The sequence below is a fragment of the Microcoleus sp. B13-B6 genome (assembly GCF_036705405.1).
In the GTDB taxonomy this organism is placed as follows: domain Bacteria; phylum Cyanobacteriota; class Cyanobacteriia; order Cyanobacteriales; family Microcoleaceae; genus Microcoleus.
Genome location: NZ_JAUBUJ010000062.1, coordinates 1 through 15330 on the forward strand (window position 1 = coordinate 1; position 15330 = coordinate 15330).

Annotated in this window: 12 protein-coding genes; 1 reads left to right on the plus strand and 11 read right to left on the minus strand. The window is 46.9% G+C overall.

Annotated features, from left to right (window positions below):
• Nucleotides 1-460 precede the first annotated feature (460 nt).
• The 11 genes from QUB35_RS24085 to QUB35_RS24135 form a co-directional block, all read right to left on the minus strand.
• Nucleotides 461-685: a hypothetical protein gene (locus QUB35_RS24085; protein ID WP_333029417.1), complete on the minus strand. Its 225-nt coding sequence runs from the start codon at nucleotides 683-685 to the stop codon at nucleotides 461-463.
• A gap of 241 nt (nucleotides 686-926) precedes the next feature.
• Nucleotides 927-1664 carry a low-complexity tail membrane protein gene (locus tag QUB35_RS24090; protein WP_333144206.1) on the minus strand — a complete coding sequence of 246 codons (738 nt, stop codon included), beginning with the start codon at nucleotides 1662-1664 and terminating at the stop codon, nucleotides 927-929.
• Nucleotides 1665-2051: 387 nt separating this feature from the next.
• Nucleotides 2052-5216, minus strand: coding sequence for a translation initiation factor IF-2 (gene infB / locus QUB35_RS24095; RefSeq protein ID WP_333144207.1), 3165 nt, complete (start codon nucleotides 5214-5216; stop codon nucleotides 2052-2054).
• 382 nt (nucleotides 5217-5598) lie between these two features.
• Nucleotides 5599-5913, minus strand: coding sequence for a YlxR family protein (locus tag QUB35_RS24100; protein ID WP_333144208.1), 315 nt, complete (start codon nucleotides 5911-5913; stop codon nucleotides 5599-5601).
• A 435-nt stretch (nucleotides 5914-6348) separates the two neighbouring features.
• A complete protein-coding gene (gene nusA / locus QUB35_RS24105) occupies nucleotides 6349-7629 on the minus strand; it encodes a transcription termination factor NusA (RefSeq protein ID WP_333144209.1) in 1281 nt (426 codons plus the stop codon).
• 293 nt (nucleotides 7630-7922) lie between these two features.
• A complete protein-coding gene (gene rimP / locus QUB35_RS24110) occupies nucleotides 7923-8390 on the minus strand; it encodes a ribosome maturation factor RimP (protein WP_333144210.1) in 468 nt (155 codons plus the stop codon).
• Nucleotides 8391-8644: 254 nt separating this feature from the next.
• Nucleotides 8645-8878: a hypothetical protein gene (locus tag QUB35_RS24115; protein ID WP_333144211.1), complete on the minus strand. Its 234-nt coding sequence runs from the start codon at nucleotides 8876-8878 to the stop codon at nucleotides 8645-8647.
• The gene (locus QUB35_RS24120) at nucleotides 8875-10167 is read right to left on the minus strand and encodes a transposase (protein ID WP_333144236.1); all 1293 of its coding nucleotides are present in this window, start codon (nucleotides 10165-10167) and stop codon (nucleotides 8875-8877) included. Before QUB35_RS24120 ends, QUB35_RS24115 begins: the two co-directional genes overlap by 4 nt.
• Before the next feature lie 74 nt (nucleotides 10168-10241).
• Nucleotides 10242-10448, minus strand: coding sequence for a thiamine S protein (locus QUB35_RS24125; protein ID WP_333144212.1), 207 nt, complete (start codon nucleotides 10446-10448; stop codon nucleotides 10242-10244).
• Between the two features lie 71 nt (nucleotides 10449-10519).
• Nucleotides 10520-11911, minus strand: a complete 1392-nt coding sequence (locus QUB35_RS24130; protein WP_333144213.1) for a response regulator — start codon at nucleotides 11909-11911, stop codon at nucleotides 10520-10522.
• Nucleotides 11908-14733 (minus strand): ATP-binding protein, encoded by a 2826-nt coding sequence (locus QUB35_RS24135; protein WP_333144214.1) that lies wholly within the window; start codon nucleotides 14731-14733, stop codon nucleotides 11908-11910. The genes QUB35_RS24130 and QUB35_RS24135 overlap by 4 nt, the downstream gene beginning before the upstream one ends.
• 409 nt (nucleotides 14734-15142) lie before the next feature.
• Here QUB35_RS24135 and QUB35_RS24140 point away from each other — a divergent pair, with 409 nt between their 5' ends.
• On the plus strand, nucleotides 15143-15310 hold the full coding sequence (locus QUB35_RS24140) for a hypothetical protein (RefSeq protein WP_333144215.1): 168 nt from the start codon (nucleotides 15143-15145) through the stop codon (nucleotides 15308-15310).
• Nucleotides 15311-15330 lie beyond the last annotated feature (20 nt).

Here is a 15330-nt window from a genome sequence, read left to right on the forward strand (position 1 = left end):
TTGAATTGCCCATCAAGTGCGATGTCTGCGGTTAGCTACGCGATCGCGATTTTTTCTAACTTATTCAGCAAGCCCTAGATAAGTTTAGATAAGTTTTACAAAGCAGTCAATAAAAGAGAGTGGCGAGCGTAGAGAATCTGGTTCAACCCTATCTCGGACGATCTTATGAGTCAATAAGCCTGTCCAGAATCCGCTATCTTTTTTGAGGTTCAGGGGATTCAATGCTTTTACCATCAAGGTAAGATAGGCGTTGTCGCCCCGTCAAGGAACTCAGCTCATTTTTTTGAGTAGGTATCGATAACGTCCTAGCTCCTGAATAGAAGGAGCTAGGATATCTATGATTCATTCTAAAACGCCCTTTGTTCTGAAAAATCGTGAAATTAACGCCGTGTTTCAAGTTGGTTTTAAACATGGGGCGATGGAAAGGTACTATCGGTTACAGCATTTGGCTTGGCTGCTCTCAATAAGCCAAAGTTTCTAAAGTTTCCCGCAGATAGGAACGAACCTGCTGATCGATGGTGGCATTTTGCTGCTGACGCTCAAAATTGAGTTCTAGCTGCCAGCGTTGAAATCCTGAACTTGCGCCGATCGCGGATTTGAGACTGCCCCAGATTTCAGAATCTTCGCACAGCTCGATCGGCTCGGCGGCTTGAGGTTGTTGTGCGATCGGTAGATAATTCGCCATATTGTTATACCTCTGTTTTAATCCCCTGTAAGGATTGAAAGCTGACCTTGACACTCTCTATTATAGATTCTTCTCTCCAAAGAGCCAACCTAAAATATCCACAACCTGCGATTAAAAATTAAATATTAAGACTATTAATAATCTCTATCCAAAGAGGGGACTTACCTATTTTTTTCACAGCATACATCTGTACAAATTAAAGTAGCTTAAACTACAATTTTCCCCCTCTTAATTTTTTATTTCACTTTTTTTCGATCGACTGTTCGGGTAGGGATGTAACGCCGTTGGTGTCAGCAGGCTTTGGGTTGACAATACTGCCGGCAGAATTCCCTATGCTGGATGCTGGCTCAATTGACTCTACGGGTGCAGCCACAGCGGCAGTTGTCTCGGCTGCCAAAGCCGGCAAAAGTCGATCGACTTGCCAAGGTGCGATCGTAAAATCCTGCCGAATTTTTTCTAAAACATGAGGCTTTGTCGCTGCAAATTCTGATTCCGGCGTCAGCAAAACCGCCATGACACTAGCCGACACCTGCAAAAACAAATTGCTAGCTAAAAAAGCAGCAACTGCCAACAACAATCCAGCCACTCGCCAGGAAGGAGGAAAGGGAGCAACCGTTGCCGCGAGGGGAGCCAATCGGTAGAGTTGCCACAAAATTACTGCCAGCAAAACAGCGACAAAAAGAGCGATTCCTTGATTTAACTTAGTTTTAAACCGAGTCAGAAGCCGGTGCTGCACAGAAGTTAAATTCTGCGGTTTCACCGCCACAACTAAAATACTAAAAATGTAAAAAGGGCGGAACCACTGCATCCACAGCACAGGAAAAATACCTGCTACAGCCACTAAAAACATTTCTAACCAGACAGGGAGCAGGGGAGAACCCACTGCCAGTCCCAGCAAGCACACTCCCAGGAATATCGGCAGTGTAGCCGCCCCAGAAAGGTGAATCCACAAAAAAGGATCTGACCAAAAAGAACGCACTTTAAATAATTATGAGTTATGAATTAGGAGTTTTGAATCTTGGATTTTGAGATTTTGGGATGCACTCTTGACTCTGAAATCCGATGCCAGGAGTAAATATTTAGCTATCAAACCGAGGACTTACAAGCAGAAATCTGGTTTATTTCGGTAATTCTTATTTGAGGGAGCGAATTTTAAATTTTAAGCAAGGGTAAAGACGATTAGGAAGTTCTTAATTCCTTCTTCCTTCTTCTTTCGGTCAACTGTCAACTGTCAACTGTCAACTGTCAACTGTCAACTGTCAGATGAGTTTGGGAGTATTGAGTGAAGAGAAGAGTGGCGAGCGATCGGCAATTTGGTTGCGATCGCTCAAAAATTCTCTTCCCTCTCAACACTCACAACTCAAAACTATTGAGAGAGAGTCCGGCGTTTAGTAACCATCCGGTAGGCTTCAATAATATCGCCATCCGCCCAGTCGCTAAACCCGCTCAAAGAAATGCCGCATTCAAAGCCAGCATTGACTTCCTTGGCATCTTCCTTCATCCGTTTTAGGGAGTCGAGGACACCTTCATAAACGACATTGTTGCCGCGGCGCACCCGCACCTTACAGTTACGGATGACTTTGCCAGAGAGTACCATACATCCAGCCACAGCCCCGCGACCGATCGCAAAGACAGCGCGCACTTCGACTTGACCCAAAGGTTCTTCCACCAATTCGGGTTCCAGCAGACCTTCCATCGCCCCTTGAATGTCATCCAAGAGGTTGTAGATGATGCTATATTCCCGCACGTCTACGCCAGCTTGGTCAGCCGCGAGGCGAGCGTCGGTGGCCAGAGTAGTATTGAACCCGATAATTACAGCATTACTGGCTGCAGCGAGGTCAATATCCGTTTCTGTAATTTCCCCAGGAGCAGATAGCAGCAGTCGGAGTTGAACTTCTTTTTGAGGAAGTTGAGTCAGAGCGCCGACAATTGCTTCGAGGGAGCCTTGGACATCTGCCTTCAAGATCAAGTTGAGTTCCTTGAGAACGCCTTCCTTAGCTTGTTGAGAGAAGCCGCTGAGGCTGATCCGGCCGCCTTGCAGCAGGCGTGAATCTCGTCGGGAGGTAGCTCTTCCGCTTGCGATCGCCGCAGCTTCTTTTTCGTTTGCGAAGACATCAAACTCGTCTCCGGCGCGAGGAACTTCCCGCAGCCCTAGCACTTCCACCGCGAAGGATGGAGTTGCGTGTTCTACGCGATCGCCCCGGTCATCGATCATTGCGCGCACCTTGCCCAAAGCCGAGCCTGCGACCACAATATCGCCCACTCGCAGAGTGCCGTTCTGCACCAGCAGAGTTGCCACAGGCCCCCTTGCCTTGTCGAGGTGAGCTTCAATCACAGTACCCTTAGCCGGTCGGTGCGGGTTGGCGTTGAGGTCTTCCATTTCCGCGACTGTCAGAATCATTTCCAACAGCGTATCCAGGTTTTCGCCTCGGATCGCGCTGACTGGAACCATCGTGATATCGCCGCCCCAGTCATCTGCGACCAAGCCGTACTCAGTAAGCTCTTGCTTCACCCGTTCCGGCTGAGCACCCTCCTTGTCAACTTTATTGATAGCCACGACAATTGGCACTTTCGCCGCTTTCGCGTGGCTGATCGCTTCAATTGTCTGGGGTCGCACGCCGTCGTCCGCCGCCACCACCAAGATGGCGATGTCCGTAACCCGTGTTCCCCTAGCCCGCATCGCTGTAAAGGCTTCGTGACCGGGCGTATCCAAAAATACCACCTGCTGGCTCTTGCCTTCGTGTACCACATCCACGTGGTAAGCACCGATGTGCTGGGTAATCCCCCCAGCTTCTCCCTGAGCCACCTTGGTTTTGCGGATCGAGTCGAGCAAGGTAGTTTTACCGTGATCCACGTGACCCATAATCGTGACTACTGGGGGACGGCGTTCGAGGTATTCCAAATCCGCTTCGTCCAGCATCTCGATCACTTTGAGAGCTGGGGCTACTTTTTCTGGGGTTTCCACCTCTACGCCCATTTCTTCGGCTACCATTCTCACCGCTGGAATGTCCAGGGTTTCCGTAATATTTACCGCAATTCCTTTAGAGAAAAGCCGCTTAATAATTTCGGTTTCGGGAACAGCCAGAGTAAGTGCTAGTTCTTGAACAGTCATCGGCCTGCTCAGCAGCAGCTTTTCTGGACGTTCTACCTTAGCTTCGGCTGTTTTGCCCCGGTTGCCGCGTCCCCCGCTCGAGCCTGAAGAACTTTTATCGTGAGAAGGGCCTGGTCTCTTATTTTTTCCGCTGCTTCCGGGTGCGCCCGGAGTTGGTGTTGACTTGGGTGCTGCTTGTCCCTTCGCTTTCGCTGGGCGGGCTAGGGACAGGCTGACCGTGACTGGTGCTGGCAGATCCAAGCCGTTTTCTAAGTCATCGTCATCCTCGTCTATGGGTTTGAGGCGAGAACGTTTTGCCTTAACAGCTTTAGCAGCTTTGGCAGCATCTGAGTTTTCGTCATCATCTTCTTCCCAAATGACCGATGTCTTTTTGGCAGGACGAGGGAGGGAGGGCCTTTCGAGGAGAGTAATCCCCAGCAACGGCGTATTATCTTCTTCATTGTCATCCGTGTCATCCCCTGCAGCTCCGGTGTCACCGCCGCGGCTACGCAGCCCGGTAGCTGACGTTGCGGGGGCAAGGCTCCGGCGCGGCCCACCGGGTTGGGGTCGATCGGCCAGTGGAGTTTTGACTGGGCCACCAGCGCCTTCCCGGCGCGGTATGCGCGCGTCGCGAGATTCTGTACCTCCCGGTGCAGGTCTGCTGGGGCGGCTCGGTTTAGCCGGCGCTTCCAGAGTTTCTGACTGTCCTGATTGCTCTTGCTCGCTTTTTGCAAGTTTGAGTACCGGCTTGTTCCCCAGATTTTGTGGGGTACGGCTAGCGGACTCGGACGCCCCTCTGACTGGCGGCGACGTGAGTTTGGCCGAGGGCGCGGGAGGGGCGATCGGCGGTTGCTGGATGCGTTCTGGAGCCTTTTCCGACGGCGGTTGAGGTGCCGCCGGTGCCTGAGCCTGGATGGTTGTTTCCGGGGCGATCGCACCTACAGTTTCCGACACTATTTCTGACGGAGCCGCCGACACAGCGACATTTGGCTTCGACAGTACAGGTCGATTGATATTCGGTTTAGCTGGAGGCTGGAGTTGTTGAGCTGCAGGCGACTTGGGAGGAGTTGCCACGGTTGCCGCGGGCTGGTTTTTGTTCTCCTCGTTGCCTGCAGGCTGGGAGTTTGCACCAGCCGGACGTACTTTTGGACTGCGTATTTCTAAAATTTGCTGCTTTTTTTGTTGGTCGTTAGGGTGAGGGCCAGATTCTCTAGATGGCGCGGCTGCTCTTTCGGGTGGAGCTGGCTTGCCGGGGGAAGAGTGGCTACTGGCTACGTATTTTTCCGCCGTTTTGCGAATGCGCTCTGCTTCGGATTCTGTAATTGTGCTGCTGTGGCTCTTGACTGAAATATTGAGCCGCTCGCATACTGCCAAGATGTCTTTATTATCCAAATTTAGTTCCCGTGATAATTCGTAAATTCTTACTTTGCCGTTGTTCATCCACTCTGCCCTCTTTTGTGCCAACCAGTTTTTACATTGTGATTTTTTGTGCTAATGACGACATCATTCGGTGTGATTGATTCAGTGTCAGGAATCGGGGTTTTGGTACTCGCTCAGCAATTTTATCTAAAAGATGCAACTCGCTGAAGTCGGCGGTTGAAGAATTCTCAAGTCTGTTTGGGAACTTGGAACTCCGAAGTCTGAGTTTTGGCAAAACCCACTCTCTCAAGCTTCAAAGTTTGCCTTTCCACCTTGAGGATACCTCTGCTAGTACCCTACCCTTATCTAATCTGACACAAATCTTTCCAGACTGGTGGGCAGATCGGATTGGGGTTTTATAGCTGGCGCTACCGGTAATTACTGGTAGGGCCGCCAAGAGGGTTTATACAGTCGATACCGAACTATTGTCGGTTTTTTGTCCGGCTAGGCCAGAGTAAGATGTACAGTCAGATGTGGCTAAACGCTGCCAAAGTGTTTGGTACAGTTCGTCAGACACAGACGCTTTGAGCGATCGCCCAAGTCGATTTTTTTTCTGAGCTGCTTTGAGGCATTCTGCTTCCCGACAAAGGTAAGCAGAACGGCCCATGCCACGATCTAATTGTACCTGATGAGAAGGATAGAGCCTGACTACTCGCCAAAAAGCTTCCTTTGGAGCTATTTTTCGACAACTTGCACAGCACCGGTAGTTCGGTTTCATTTCTTGTCAGAGGGGGAGTAGGGGGAGAGGCAGGGCTGTTTCATTCTGCGTAGGGGCAATCCCCCCGTGGTTGCCCCATGTCCCAAAGGTCTGTGAAATCGTCTGTGGGGGGGGTAGGCATTCTTGGCACTACAAGAGTCAAAATCGCGGTTTTCCTGAGAATGAAACCGCCCTGGGGGGAGAGGAGCGAGTAGGGGACAAGTCCTCCTTGTCTCCCGAAGATAGAAAATCTTATGACAAGGAGTCAGAAGACAGAATTCAGAATTCAAAATACGCCATGCCTCAAGTCAGGGGTAAGGGTTACGGAAAAAATTTTTTGTGCTCCACGATTAAAATCGGGGGCTTTCAACCTCGATTCTCCCTCCTGTCGCACAGAACCAATTCTGGATTCTGGCTGTTGAATTCTGAATTCTTCTTCGGTAAATGTCACAGTTTTTAGACTGCGGCTTCGGTTTCCTCCGTAGCGGCTGCCTCCTCTTCCTCAAATTCTGCGGTTTCCTCGTCGTAATCGCCTGCTTCCTCGTCGTAGTCGCCTTCTAGTTCTTCGAGCCTGGTTGCTTCTGCTGCCAATTTGCTGTCTTCGGCGGCGCGATCGTACTTAGCAATATCTTTGATATCGATTTTCCAACCTGTCAGGCGGGCTGCGAGGCGGACATTCTGACCTTCTTTGCCAATGGCAAGACTCAGTTGGTCTTCAGCGACCAAAATGTGAGCTCTCCTGCCTTCTGGAGCAACTAAACGCACTTCATCTACTCTAGCGGGACTCAGAGCGTTAGCAATATAAGTTGCGGGGTCTGGAGACCAGCGGATCACGTCGATTTTTTCGCCCCGCAATTCGTTGACTACTACCTGAATCCGCGATCCCCGCGCTCCGATGCAGGCTCCTACAGGGTCTACGTCGCGATCGAGAGTATCAACTGCTATTTTAGTCCGGGGGCCGACGTGCCGGGATGGCGGATTTGCCTCCCTGGCTACGGCGACAATCCTCACCACCCCGTCTTCTATTTCTGGTACTTCGTTAGCAAACAGGTAAACCACCAAACCTGCGTCGGCTCTAGAAACAAGTAACTGCGGCCCACGAGTTGAGCCTTCGCCTACTTTCTTGAGATAAACCTTGAATGTAGCATTTGCCCGGTAATTGTCGTTGGGCAACTGTTCGCGCTTAGGGAGTTCGGCATCTACTTCTGGCTGACCGAAGCTGCTGGTGACAGCTAAAATTACCGACTGCCTCTCAAACCTGAGCACTCTTGCTTGAAGAACTGTTTCTTCTAAATCTTTAAACTCTTCTTGAATCATTTTGCGCTGTTGGTCGCGCAGTTTTTGAGCGAGAACTTGTTTGGTCTGGATCGCGGCCATGCGACCAAATTCTTTTTGATTTGGTGTTACATCTACGAGCACGATGCTACCCGGTTGAGCTTCCGTGGCTACTTCTTGCACTTCCGAAAGTGAGATTTCGTGATCGGGATTGATGACTTCTTCGACAATAGTTTTGTTGGCTAAAACGCGGAAACCTTCTTGTTCTGCGTCGAGTTCTACATCAAAGTTGTCGAAGTATTCTTCGCTGAAGTGATCGAGTTTTTGGGTACGACGGTAGCGTTCGTATCCTTTGAGCAGGGCTTCTCGCAAGGCTGCTTGGACGGCGTGTTTGGGTAAATTGCGTTCTTTGCTAATACCTTCGACCATTTCTTTTAGTCCGGGCAGGGGAACCATTGACATATAAAAGTCTCCTTTTTTGCTGTGGTAACAAGTAACTGGTAATCGGTAATTGGTACTTGGAAAAGATCGAGGAAAAGTGATGACAGAGGAGTGATGAGTTACTGAATAGGATTAGGGGAACTCGGTGCTGTAACAATTTATTTGTTGTTCCTCTTCAACCCGCTGCTACAGATGTGATTGTTAAAAATTAACTCGCAGCCAAGCGTTTTCAGCTTGCTGCGAGGCAATCGCAAAACTCAAATCGGGCGGGCACAGGGGCACCGCCCCTACAACTCAACACTCAAAATTTCCCTTTACATCTCCTTTCCTTCGTCTAGTTCAACTTTGACAATCTGAGGGCGGGGAATTTTAACCTGTCGCCCTTTTTGATTGAGATAAACCGCTGTTTCATCCCGGCCCACGAGTAGGCCTTTCCACTCTTTGATTCGCGAGTCGGGTTCGGTGGTTTTTGCTGTCACGGGGAAACCTTTAAAGGTAATAAATTCTCGATCGCTGCTGAGCAATCGGGATATTCCGGGACTGGAAATCTCTAGCACGTAGGCATCGGGTATGATGTCGGCTGCCTCTAACTCGGCATCGAGGGCTGTGCTCATGCGCTCGCAGTCGGCTAAACCAGTGTCTTGTTGGAGGTTGCGGATGTCTACCCGCAAGACGGGAGGGTTTTGGTTGGTGTGAAACACTGCTCCCACTACTTCCAATCCCAGTGTTTCCGCAACGGGGGTAGCTAAGTCAATGATTTGTGGGATTAGGGGATGAGTCATATCGAATACTTAAGTTAAAACTCCTAAACTCGGACACGGCAAGGAAAAATTTGTTGTTGAGATTGCTTGGTTTTGAGGTGGTTTGATTAGGTGGCTGCGACTTTCGTCTTCAACTTTGGGACTTACCCGACATCCCAGCAGGGATCTCAAGCGGGGGGATTACCCCTACTAAATCAGTCCTCAACTTGCAAGTCAGACGCCCTGAGCTCTTTTCCTGCGACTAATGCAACAAAAAAAGTGGGCTTGACCCACTCCTAGGTAAAACAATTTCTTCCAAGAAGTTTGAGGACTTCTTCCGATCGAAGGCAGGCCTCAGTTCTCAGTTTAGCTCGATCGCCCGCCCGGTGACAAACCGATCGCCATCGGCGGACTGTCCGAGGGCAGAAGGGGGGAGCTGACAGGGGGAATAAGGACGACTTCATCACCGTTTTGGAGTGGGGTGGGGCGAGGGCAAATTCCTGGTTGATAGCTGGCAAAAGTATAGTCATTTATAGACCTGGGAGGCGTTAAGCCCCTCCCCTTTCACTTTTACTTTGAGCGGATTGACCCGCCTCGGCTGAACTACGCAGCTCCCTATCCCATTGCTAAACGCATTTGGGATTGCTTTTCTGAGAATGTTATACGCTGCGTTCACGTCAGAATTAATTAACTGACCAGTCGATGTTTTGTACAAACCTCGCTTGATCCGTTTACCAGTGAACACAGGCTCTTTTTCTGTTTTTCCATAAACAGGAATTGGGTCTAAACCTAAAAAACTGGAGCGGGATGTGTAGGATTCTTCCTGCACAATTACTGTGATTCCCACCAACCGAGATTTGTATTCTAACATCTCAATTAATCGAGAGTGAGGAATACTGACAAAATTTTGGTTGGTTTGTTTACCTAGATTGATATCGGTTTTCCACTGTGCATTTTTGCCTATTACCAGCGTTCCAATTTGGTTCACTACCAAATGGTCAACAATCACACGACTAGCATGATGCAAGTAATTATCAACTTTCTGATTACGACAGCGAGTTAATCGCTGAATTCTGGGTGAGGTTTGACGATTCCCTTTTAACTGGGATTGTAATCGGGATTTGCGTTTGTTGTAGAACTGGTTAATCGATTTTAATGGTCGCCCGTTAATCAACAAAGGGATAAATCCCGGTTGATTTGAAGTTAGCGCTACTAAATTGTCCAGTCCCAAATCAATACTAGCTATAGAATTAGCGTTGTTGACGGTGGGCTCCGGCTCACTTCGACTACGCTCAGTACAAGCATCATAAATCACCTCAATTACATAGGAATCACATTTCGGAACCAGTCTAACTTGACAAATATGGTTGGGATTGAGTTTGGTTTTAATTGAAAGCTCAGTGCCGGAAAGTTTGATAATTCCTTTCTTTAACTGTTTGCTACTAATTGCTTGAATCGTGTAAACTAGAAGGTTTCGCCCTTTAGTCTTATCTTTGTACTTTGGCAATTTTGGGCGACCCGTGAATCTTGAAGAGTCAGCTTTGTAAGCTTTAACGGCTTCAAAAAACGATTTCCAATTCTTGTCTAGCACCATTAAGATTTGCTGACTTACTTTAGCAGGCAAAGCCTTATATGCTTCGTGAGACTTCATCAATCGGTTCATTTCGTTGTAATTGACATAGCCCCATCCATAAATAAAACTCTGACGAATGACGTAATTGGTGGCATTGTAGAGGTTTTTGGACTTGAAAGCTAATTCGTCAATCTGGACGAAACGATGTTCCGTTGATTTAATGATGTGCCTCTCTGTTAGCTGCAGCATTTGAGACTTCCGTTCTTTGGGCTGTGCGTATTTCTTGTTCAACACTCATAGCGATATGATACCATTATTGTTTATAATTGCTTATAAACTAAACGAAGTTTTACAATACCGAAGCCGGTGGGTGGCCCATAGAACAGTGGGCGATCGGCACTCAGGCGTTCTAGGACTTGCGATACGGGAGTTGCTTTGGGAAATTCTAATTTCTCTTCGGACAAGCCCTCTGCTTCTTGATAGGCGGCCAAGAGTTTGACAGTGAGGGTGATTGGTAGATTAGACATGGGCGATCGCAATATTAACGGTATATTGACAAAACAGCCAAACTAAAATTAGCCCTAAAAAATCCCCATTACTAATGGTGAATTGGAAGCTCAATTACAAACTCTACCCCCCATTCGGGCGAGGAAATGCAGGTCAGCTTACCACCATGTTTTCGTTCTACGATCTCACGGCTAATAGACAAACCTAAACCTGTCCCTTTACCTACTGATTTAGTAGTAAACATCGGCGTGAATAAATGCTGCATTACTTCCTGAGTTATGCCAACCCCATTATCAGCAATCCGAATCACCACTCTGTCATCCTGAAGCATTTCAGTGCAGATCCGAATCTGTGGAGTGTCATTGCTCTGTTTCTTTTCCCCGCACAGCGGACAACTAATCGTAGACTCTTCTAAAGAATCAATTCCATTCGCCAATATATTCATAAACACCTGATTAAGTTGCCCCGGATAACACTCTACTAGCGGCAATTCCCCATACTCTTTAATCACTGCAATTCCGGGGAAACTTCCTTTAGATTTCAGTCGATGCCCTAAAATTAATAAGGTACTATCTAGCCCATCGTGAATATTCACTGGCGTTAGTGCCGATGTATCCAACCGAGAGAAATTACGCAGTGACATAGAAAGATTGTAAAGTCGCTCTGTTCCTAGCGCCATTGAATCAATAATTTTGGGCAAATCTTCAACAATAAAATCTAACTCAATCTCCTGGGACTTATCCTCAAATTCTGATGTCGAAGTAACGTTGTGCTGGCAAAGCCGAGTCATCTCGATCAAATCAGCAATATATTCCTTGGCAATAGGGATATTATTGGAGATAAAACTAACTGGATTGTTAATTTCGTGAGCCACTCCAGCTACAAGTTGACCAAGGCAAGCCATCTTTTCACTTTGAACGATTTGCACTTGAGCTTTTTTAAGATTCTCCAAAGCTTGAGAAAGTTCAGCAGTTCGTTCTTCCACCCGTTTTTCTAGCTCCTGTGCGAGCTGATGTAACGCTGCTTCTGCTGCGAGCCTGTCTTCAATCTCCCGTTTGAGAAGCAGATTTTGGTCAGCGAGAGTTTTAGTCAAAGAACGCAGTTTTAAATGGAGGTTGACGCGAGCTAACACCTCCTTTTGTTCAAAGGGCTTAGTAATGTAATCCACAGCCCCTAGATTAAAGCCTTTGATCTTATCTCCTATGTCAGAAAGAGCCGTCATAAAAATTACCGAAATTTCGTTCGTCAACGGACTTTCCTTCAGGCGATGGCAGGTTTCAAACCCGTCAATTCCTGGCATCATTACATCTAACAGAATCAAATCCGGCTGAGTATATTCAGCCTGTTCGATGGCAGTTTCGCCATCAGTTGCTACCAATATCTCCCATCCAAAACCCGCTAAAGCTTCAGAAAGCACGTCCAGATTGCTAGGATTATCATCGACGATTAAGATGCTACTTGTTTCAATATTTGCTGCCTTCATTCTTTTTCTATCCTGTGGGATGTAATAAACTCTTTTATTTTTTTCACCTGATAGCCTTGGGCTAACTGGCGCAGCTCAACAGCAAAGGACACAAATTTCTGATCTAACTTCTCTAGGTGCTCACTGCGCTTCACAATTCCTTTCACGTTGCCTCTCATCGCCAGTTCAAATAAAAGTTCAATTTCTTCGGGCGGGGGAGCCACTACAGAGGGCGATTCAGAAAGTGATTGAGCATCTGATGAAAAAGGAATAGTGCTGATTTTTTCATGCTTTTCTTCCTCATATATCCATTCAAGTTTTAAATACTTTTGCAACATCTCAAATAGCTCTTCTGCCTGCACTGGCTTACCGAGAAAATCGTTTGCTCCCCCCTCGAAACTTTTATGTTGGTCGGTAGCAAATACACTGGCAGATGAAGCAATGATTGCCACATCTTTATAGTGTGACAAATTTCGGATACGGCGCATCATCTCAAAGCCATCTAACACTGGCATCACTAAGTCAGTGATAATCAAATCGAACTTAAACTCTTCTACTTTTTCTAAACCTTCTTGACCGTTTTTAGCTTCGGTTACTTCAAAGCCGAGCGGTTCCAGCAGATTGACAATCACCGAGAGGTTTTCCCATTTGTCATCCACAACCAAAACTTTCTGTTTTCTACCTTGGTAGCCAACCAGCTTTCTTTGCTTGGCAATCGTGACTGTATTTGCCCAGTCTGCCGCTTCCCGTAAATCCAAATCTAGCCAAAAAACACTGCCGACTCCTGACTGGCTTTTTACTTGGATTGTACTACCCATCATTTCGACAATTTTCTGGCTAATTGTTAAACCGAGTCCGGTTCCTTCCGCCTGCCGCTTGCTGTCTCCTACCTGTTCAAAAGGCAAAAATATTTTTTCTAATTGTTCTGGTGTCATACCAACGCCAGTATCTTCTATTTGAAACCGAATTTTGTGAATTGGTGAGGCTGGCTTTTGGTTATGGCTTTGTACCTTTTCACCTGTCCCCTTTTCCAGATGTTCTATCTTAAAAGTCACCCCTCCACCGTCTGTAAACTTAATTGCATTGCTCAGTAAGTTAATTAGTACCTGTCGCAAGCGTTTCTCGTCAGCGTAGATGCCAGCAGGGATTTCCGAACTGGGTTGATAAACAAAAGCAATTCCTTTTTGTTCGGCTCGGATGCGGCAGATTTCTGCGACTCCTTGCAAAAAGGAAGGAAAATGGAAATCTTTCGCGTACAGTTCCAATTTCTGGGCTTCAATTTTAGCGAGGTCTAAGATGTCATTGATCAGGGTTAACAGGTGGGAACCACACTGGTGAATAATACTGATGCCTTGGATATCTTTCGGAGCCATCGTTTTTGAGCGTTCTAGGATTTGAGCGTATCCTAAAATTCCATTGAGTGGCGTTCTCAATTCGTGACTCATATTCGCTAAAAATTCACTTTTAGCTTGGTTGGCAGTATCAGCGATTTGTTTGGCTTCCGTGAGTTCAGCGGTGCGTTCTTCTACTCGGATTTCTAGCTCGGAATTGGTCTTGGCTAGCGCCTCAAAGGATTCGCGCAACTGTTGTGCCATAAGGTTGAAAGACTGCCCCAGAACTTCTAGTTCTTCTACGCCTTTTACCTGCACATTTTTCTCTAAGTCGCCACTGGCGATCGCCCTAGAAGCTGCGCTCAAACGGAGAATCGGGCTGGTAATCCAGCGGGCGGTTAAGATTCCCAAAACGGTAGCCAGGGCCAAGGCTCCGAAACACAACAAAATGGTAGTCTGGGTATTGGCGTTAATTTGATCCATGAAATCGCTTTCAGGAACTACGACGACGATCAGCCAGTCCAATCCTCGGCTATCCTGAAAGGGCATAACTTGGAGGAATTCCCGCTGGCCGGCGATCGTAAAATCCAATTGCTGAGAGCTATTAATTTTAGTGAGGTCGCCAAAGTGTTTTTTTAAATGCGCTGTTGTCAGCCGGATTAAATCATCTGTGCTATCTAAAGCATTCAGGCGATCGAGTTTGCCATTGTTGGTGATAAATGCTTCTTTGAGAGTTGAACTGCCTACTAGGAGTCCCGAACGTTCCATAATGAATGTCTGTCCCGATCGACCCATTTTTAAGCTGTGCAGGAAGTCACTGAGGAAAGAGATCAGAAAATTAGCAACGAATACTCCGCGCAGTTCGCCACTTTCGTCATACACTGGATGTCCGGCAGGAAGCGAGAGGGTTTTCTGACCTGTAATCGAAAAAATTTCGCTCCATGTGGGCTTGCCTAAGCGTACACTGTCTTTATACCATGAACGGTTGAGTATATCGTAGTTGCGGGAGACTTTTAAGAGCTTCGTTTGATTGCCTTTGCTATCAGATTCATAAATATGAAGTTCATTCCGATGCTCTTTGTCTGCTCTTTTAAAAACTACTTTGCCATTCTCTTGGCGTTCAATGGCAATGAACTCTCCCGTGTTAGTAGCAAAGCCCATATTGGGGAGAGAAGGAAAGGCTTGAATTTGCTCCCACAAATAGCGCTCCATACTCTCCAATTCGTCTGGATTTAAGTATCCTAGGCGAAGGGCATTGGCATTCAGTTGATTGACGCGAGGGGCTGTGTCTAGGTAAGTGTTGAGCTGCTGCTGGATACGGGCCGTAATTTCACTCCGCAACTGACTAGCAACTTCGTTGACTGCTTTTTGCCCGTTGCGTAAGGATAGCCAGCCTGTTAGCCCGACGGCAGCAAATATTTGCAGAACGAATGGGAATACTAAAATCAGGCGCAGGGACACCTTTTTTTTATAACGGTTTGACAGGAAAGTGGTTGCAGAGGTCTGTGACATTTATTGGTGTTACTCCTGGGGTAACGAGTTGGCTGAAAAATCTCAGTGGATTGAGTGAAATGAGGCTGAGGAAATATATATTGAAAAGCAATCTATAATAGTTAGTGAAAAGTTTGAGACAGTAACTTGCTTAAACAAGCATGGCTACTTACGTGTTTTCTCTGATAGTGGTATAATAATATCTGACTAAAGATACTGACGCGCCTTAGTTTTTTTAGCCTTGGTATTTTTTTTTAGCCTTTAGGAAACCAGTTAGCAATCATATCTAATAGATTACTTGGTTTAGAGCTATTTGTAGTAATTTTTAATTTTACTTTACAGATTGACTCTAAAAAGTATAATCTCATCAAACTTACATATAAATTGATATAATGTACGTCTAAAAAAATTGATCTTTCTCGCTAAAAACATGACACGCCAGGCCGCTGAGAACCCTAACGGCGGTCTAACTCACTACCGCGCTGAATATGTGAGGCACAACCCTGCTGATGACTCTCGTAGAGAATGCCGATCGCACATAAAACTTTACAATTCCAGCAAGTTTCATGTGCAGGAGTTACAGCAGGGTAATTGCTAATTGCTAATTGGGGAAGAAAA

Coding starts and splice junctions, on each gene's coding strand:
- rimP (WP_333144210.1), bottom strand. CDS start 8,390: ATGACTCATCCCCTAATCCCACAAATCATTGACTTAGCTACCCCCGTT.
- nusA (WP_333144209.1), bottom strand. CDS start 7,629: ATGTCAATGGTTCCCCTGCCCGGACTAAAAGAAATGGTCGAAGGTATT.
- QUB35_RS24130 (WP_333144213.1), bottom strand. CDS start 11,911: ATGAAGGCAGCAAATATTGAAACAAGTAGCATCTTAATCGTCGATGAT.
- QUB35_RS24140 (WP_333144215.1), top strand. CDS start 15,143: ATGACACGCCAGGCCGCTGAGAACCCTAACGGCGGTCTAACTCACTAC.
- QUB35_RS24135 (WP_333144214.1), bottom strand. CDS start 14,733: ATGTCACAGACCTCTGCAACCACTTTCCTGTCAAACCGTTATAAAAAA.
- QUB35_RS24085 (WP_333029417.1), bottom strand. CDS start 685: ATGGCGAATTATCTACCGATCGCACAACAACCTCAAGCCGCCGAGCCG.
- QUB35_RS24115 (WP_333144211.1), bottom strand. CDS start 8,878: ATGACTATACTTTTGCCAGCTATCAACCAGGAATTTGCCCTCGCCCCA.
- QUB35_RS24125 (WP_333144212.1), bottom strand. CDS start 10,448: ATGTCTAATCTACCAATCACCCTCACTGTCAAACTCTTGGCCGCCTAT.
- infB (WP_333144207.1), bottom strand. CDS start 5,216: ATGAACAACGGCAAAGTAAGAATTTACGAATTATCACGGGAACTAAAT.
- QUB35_RS24100 (WP_333144208.1), bottom strand. CDS start 5,913: ATGAAACCGAACTACCGGTGCTGTGCAAGTTGTCGAAAAATAGCTCCA.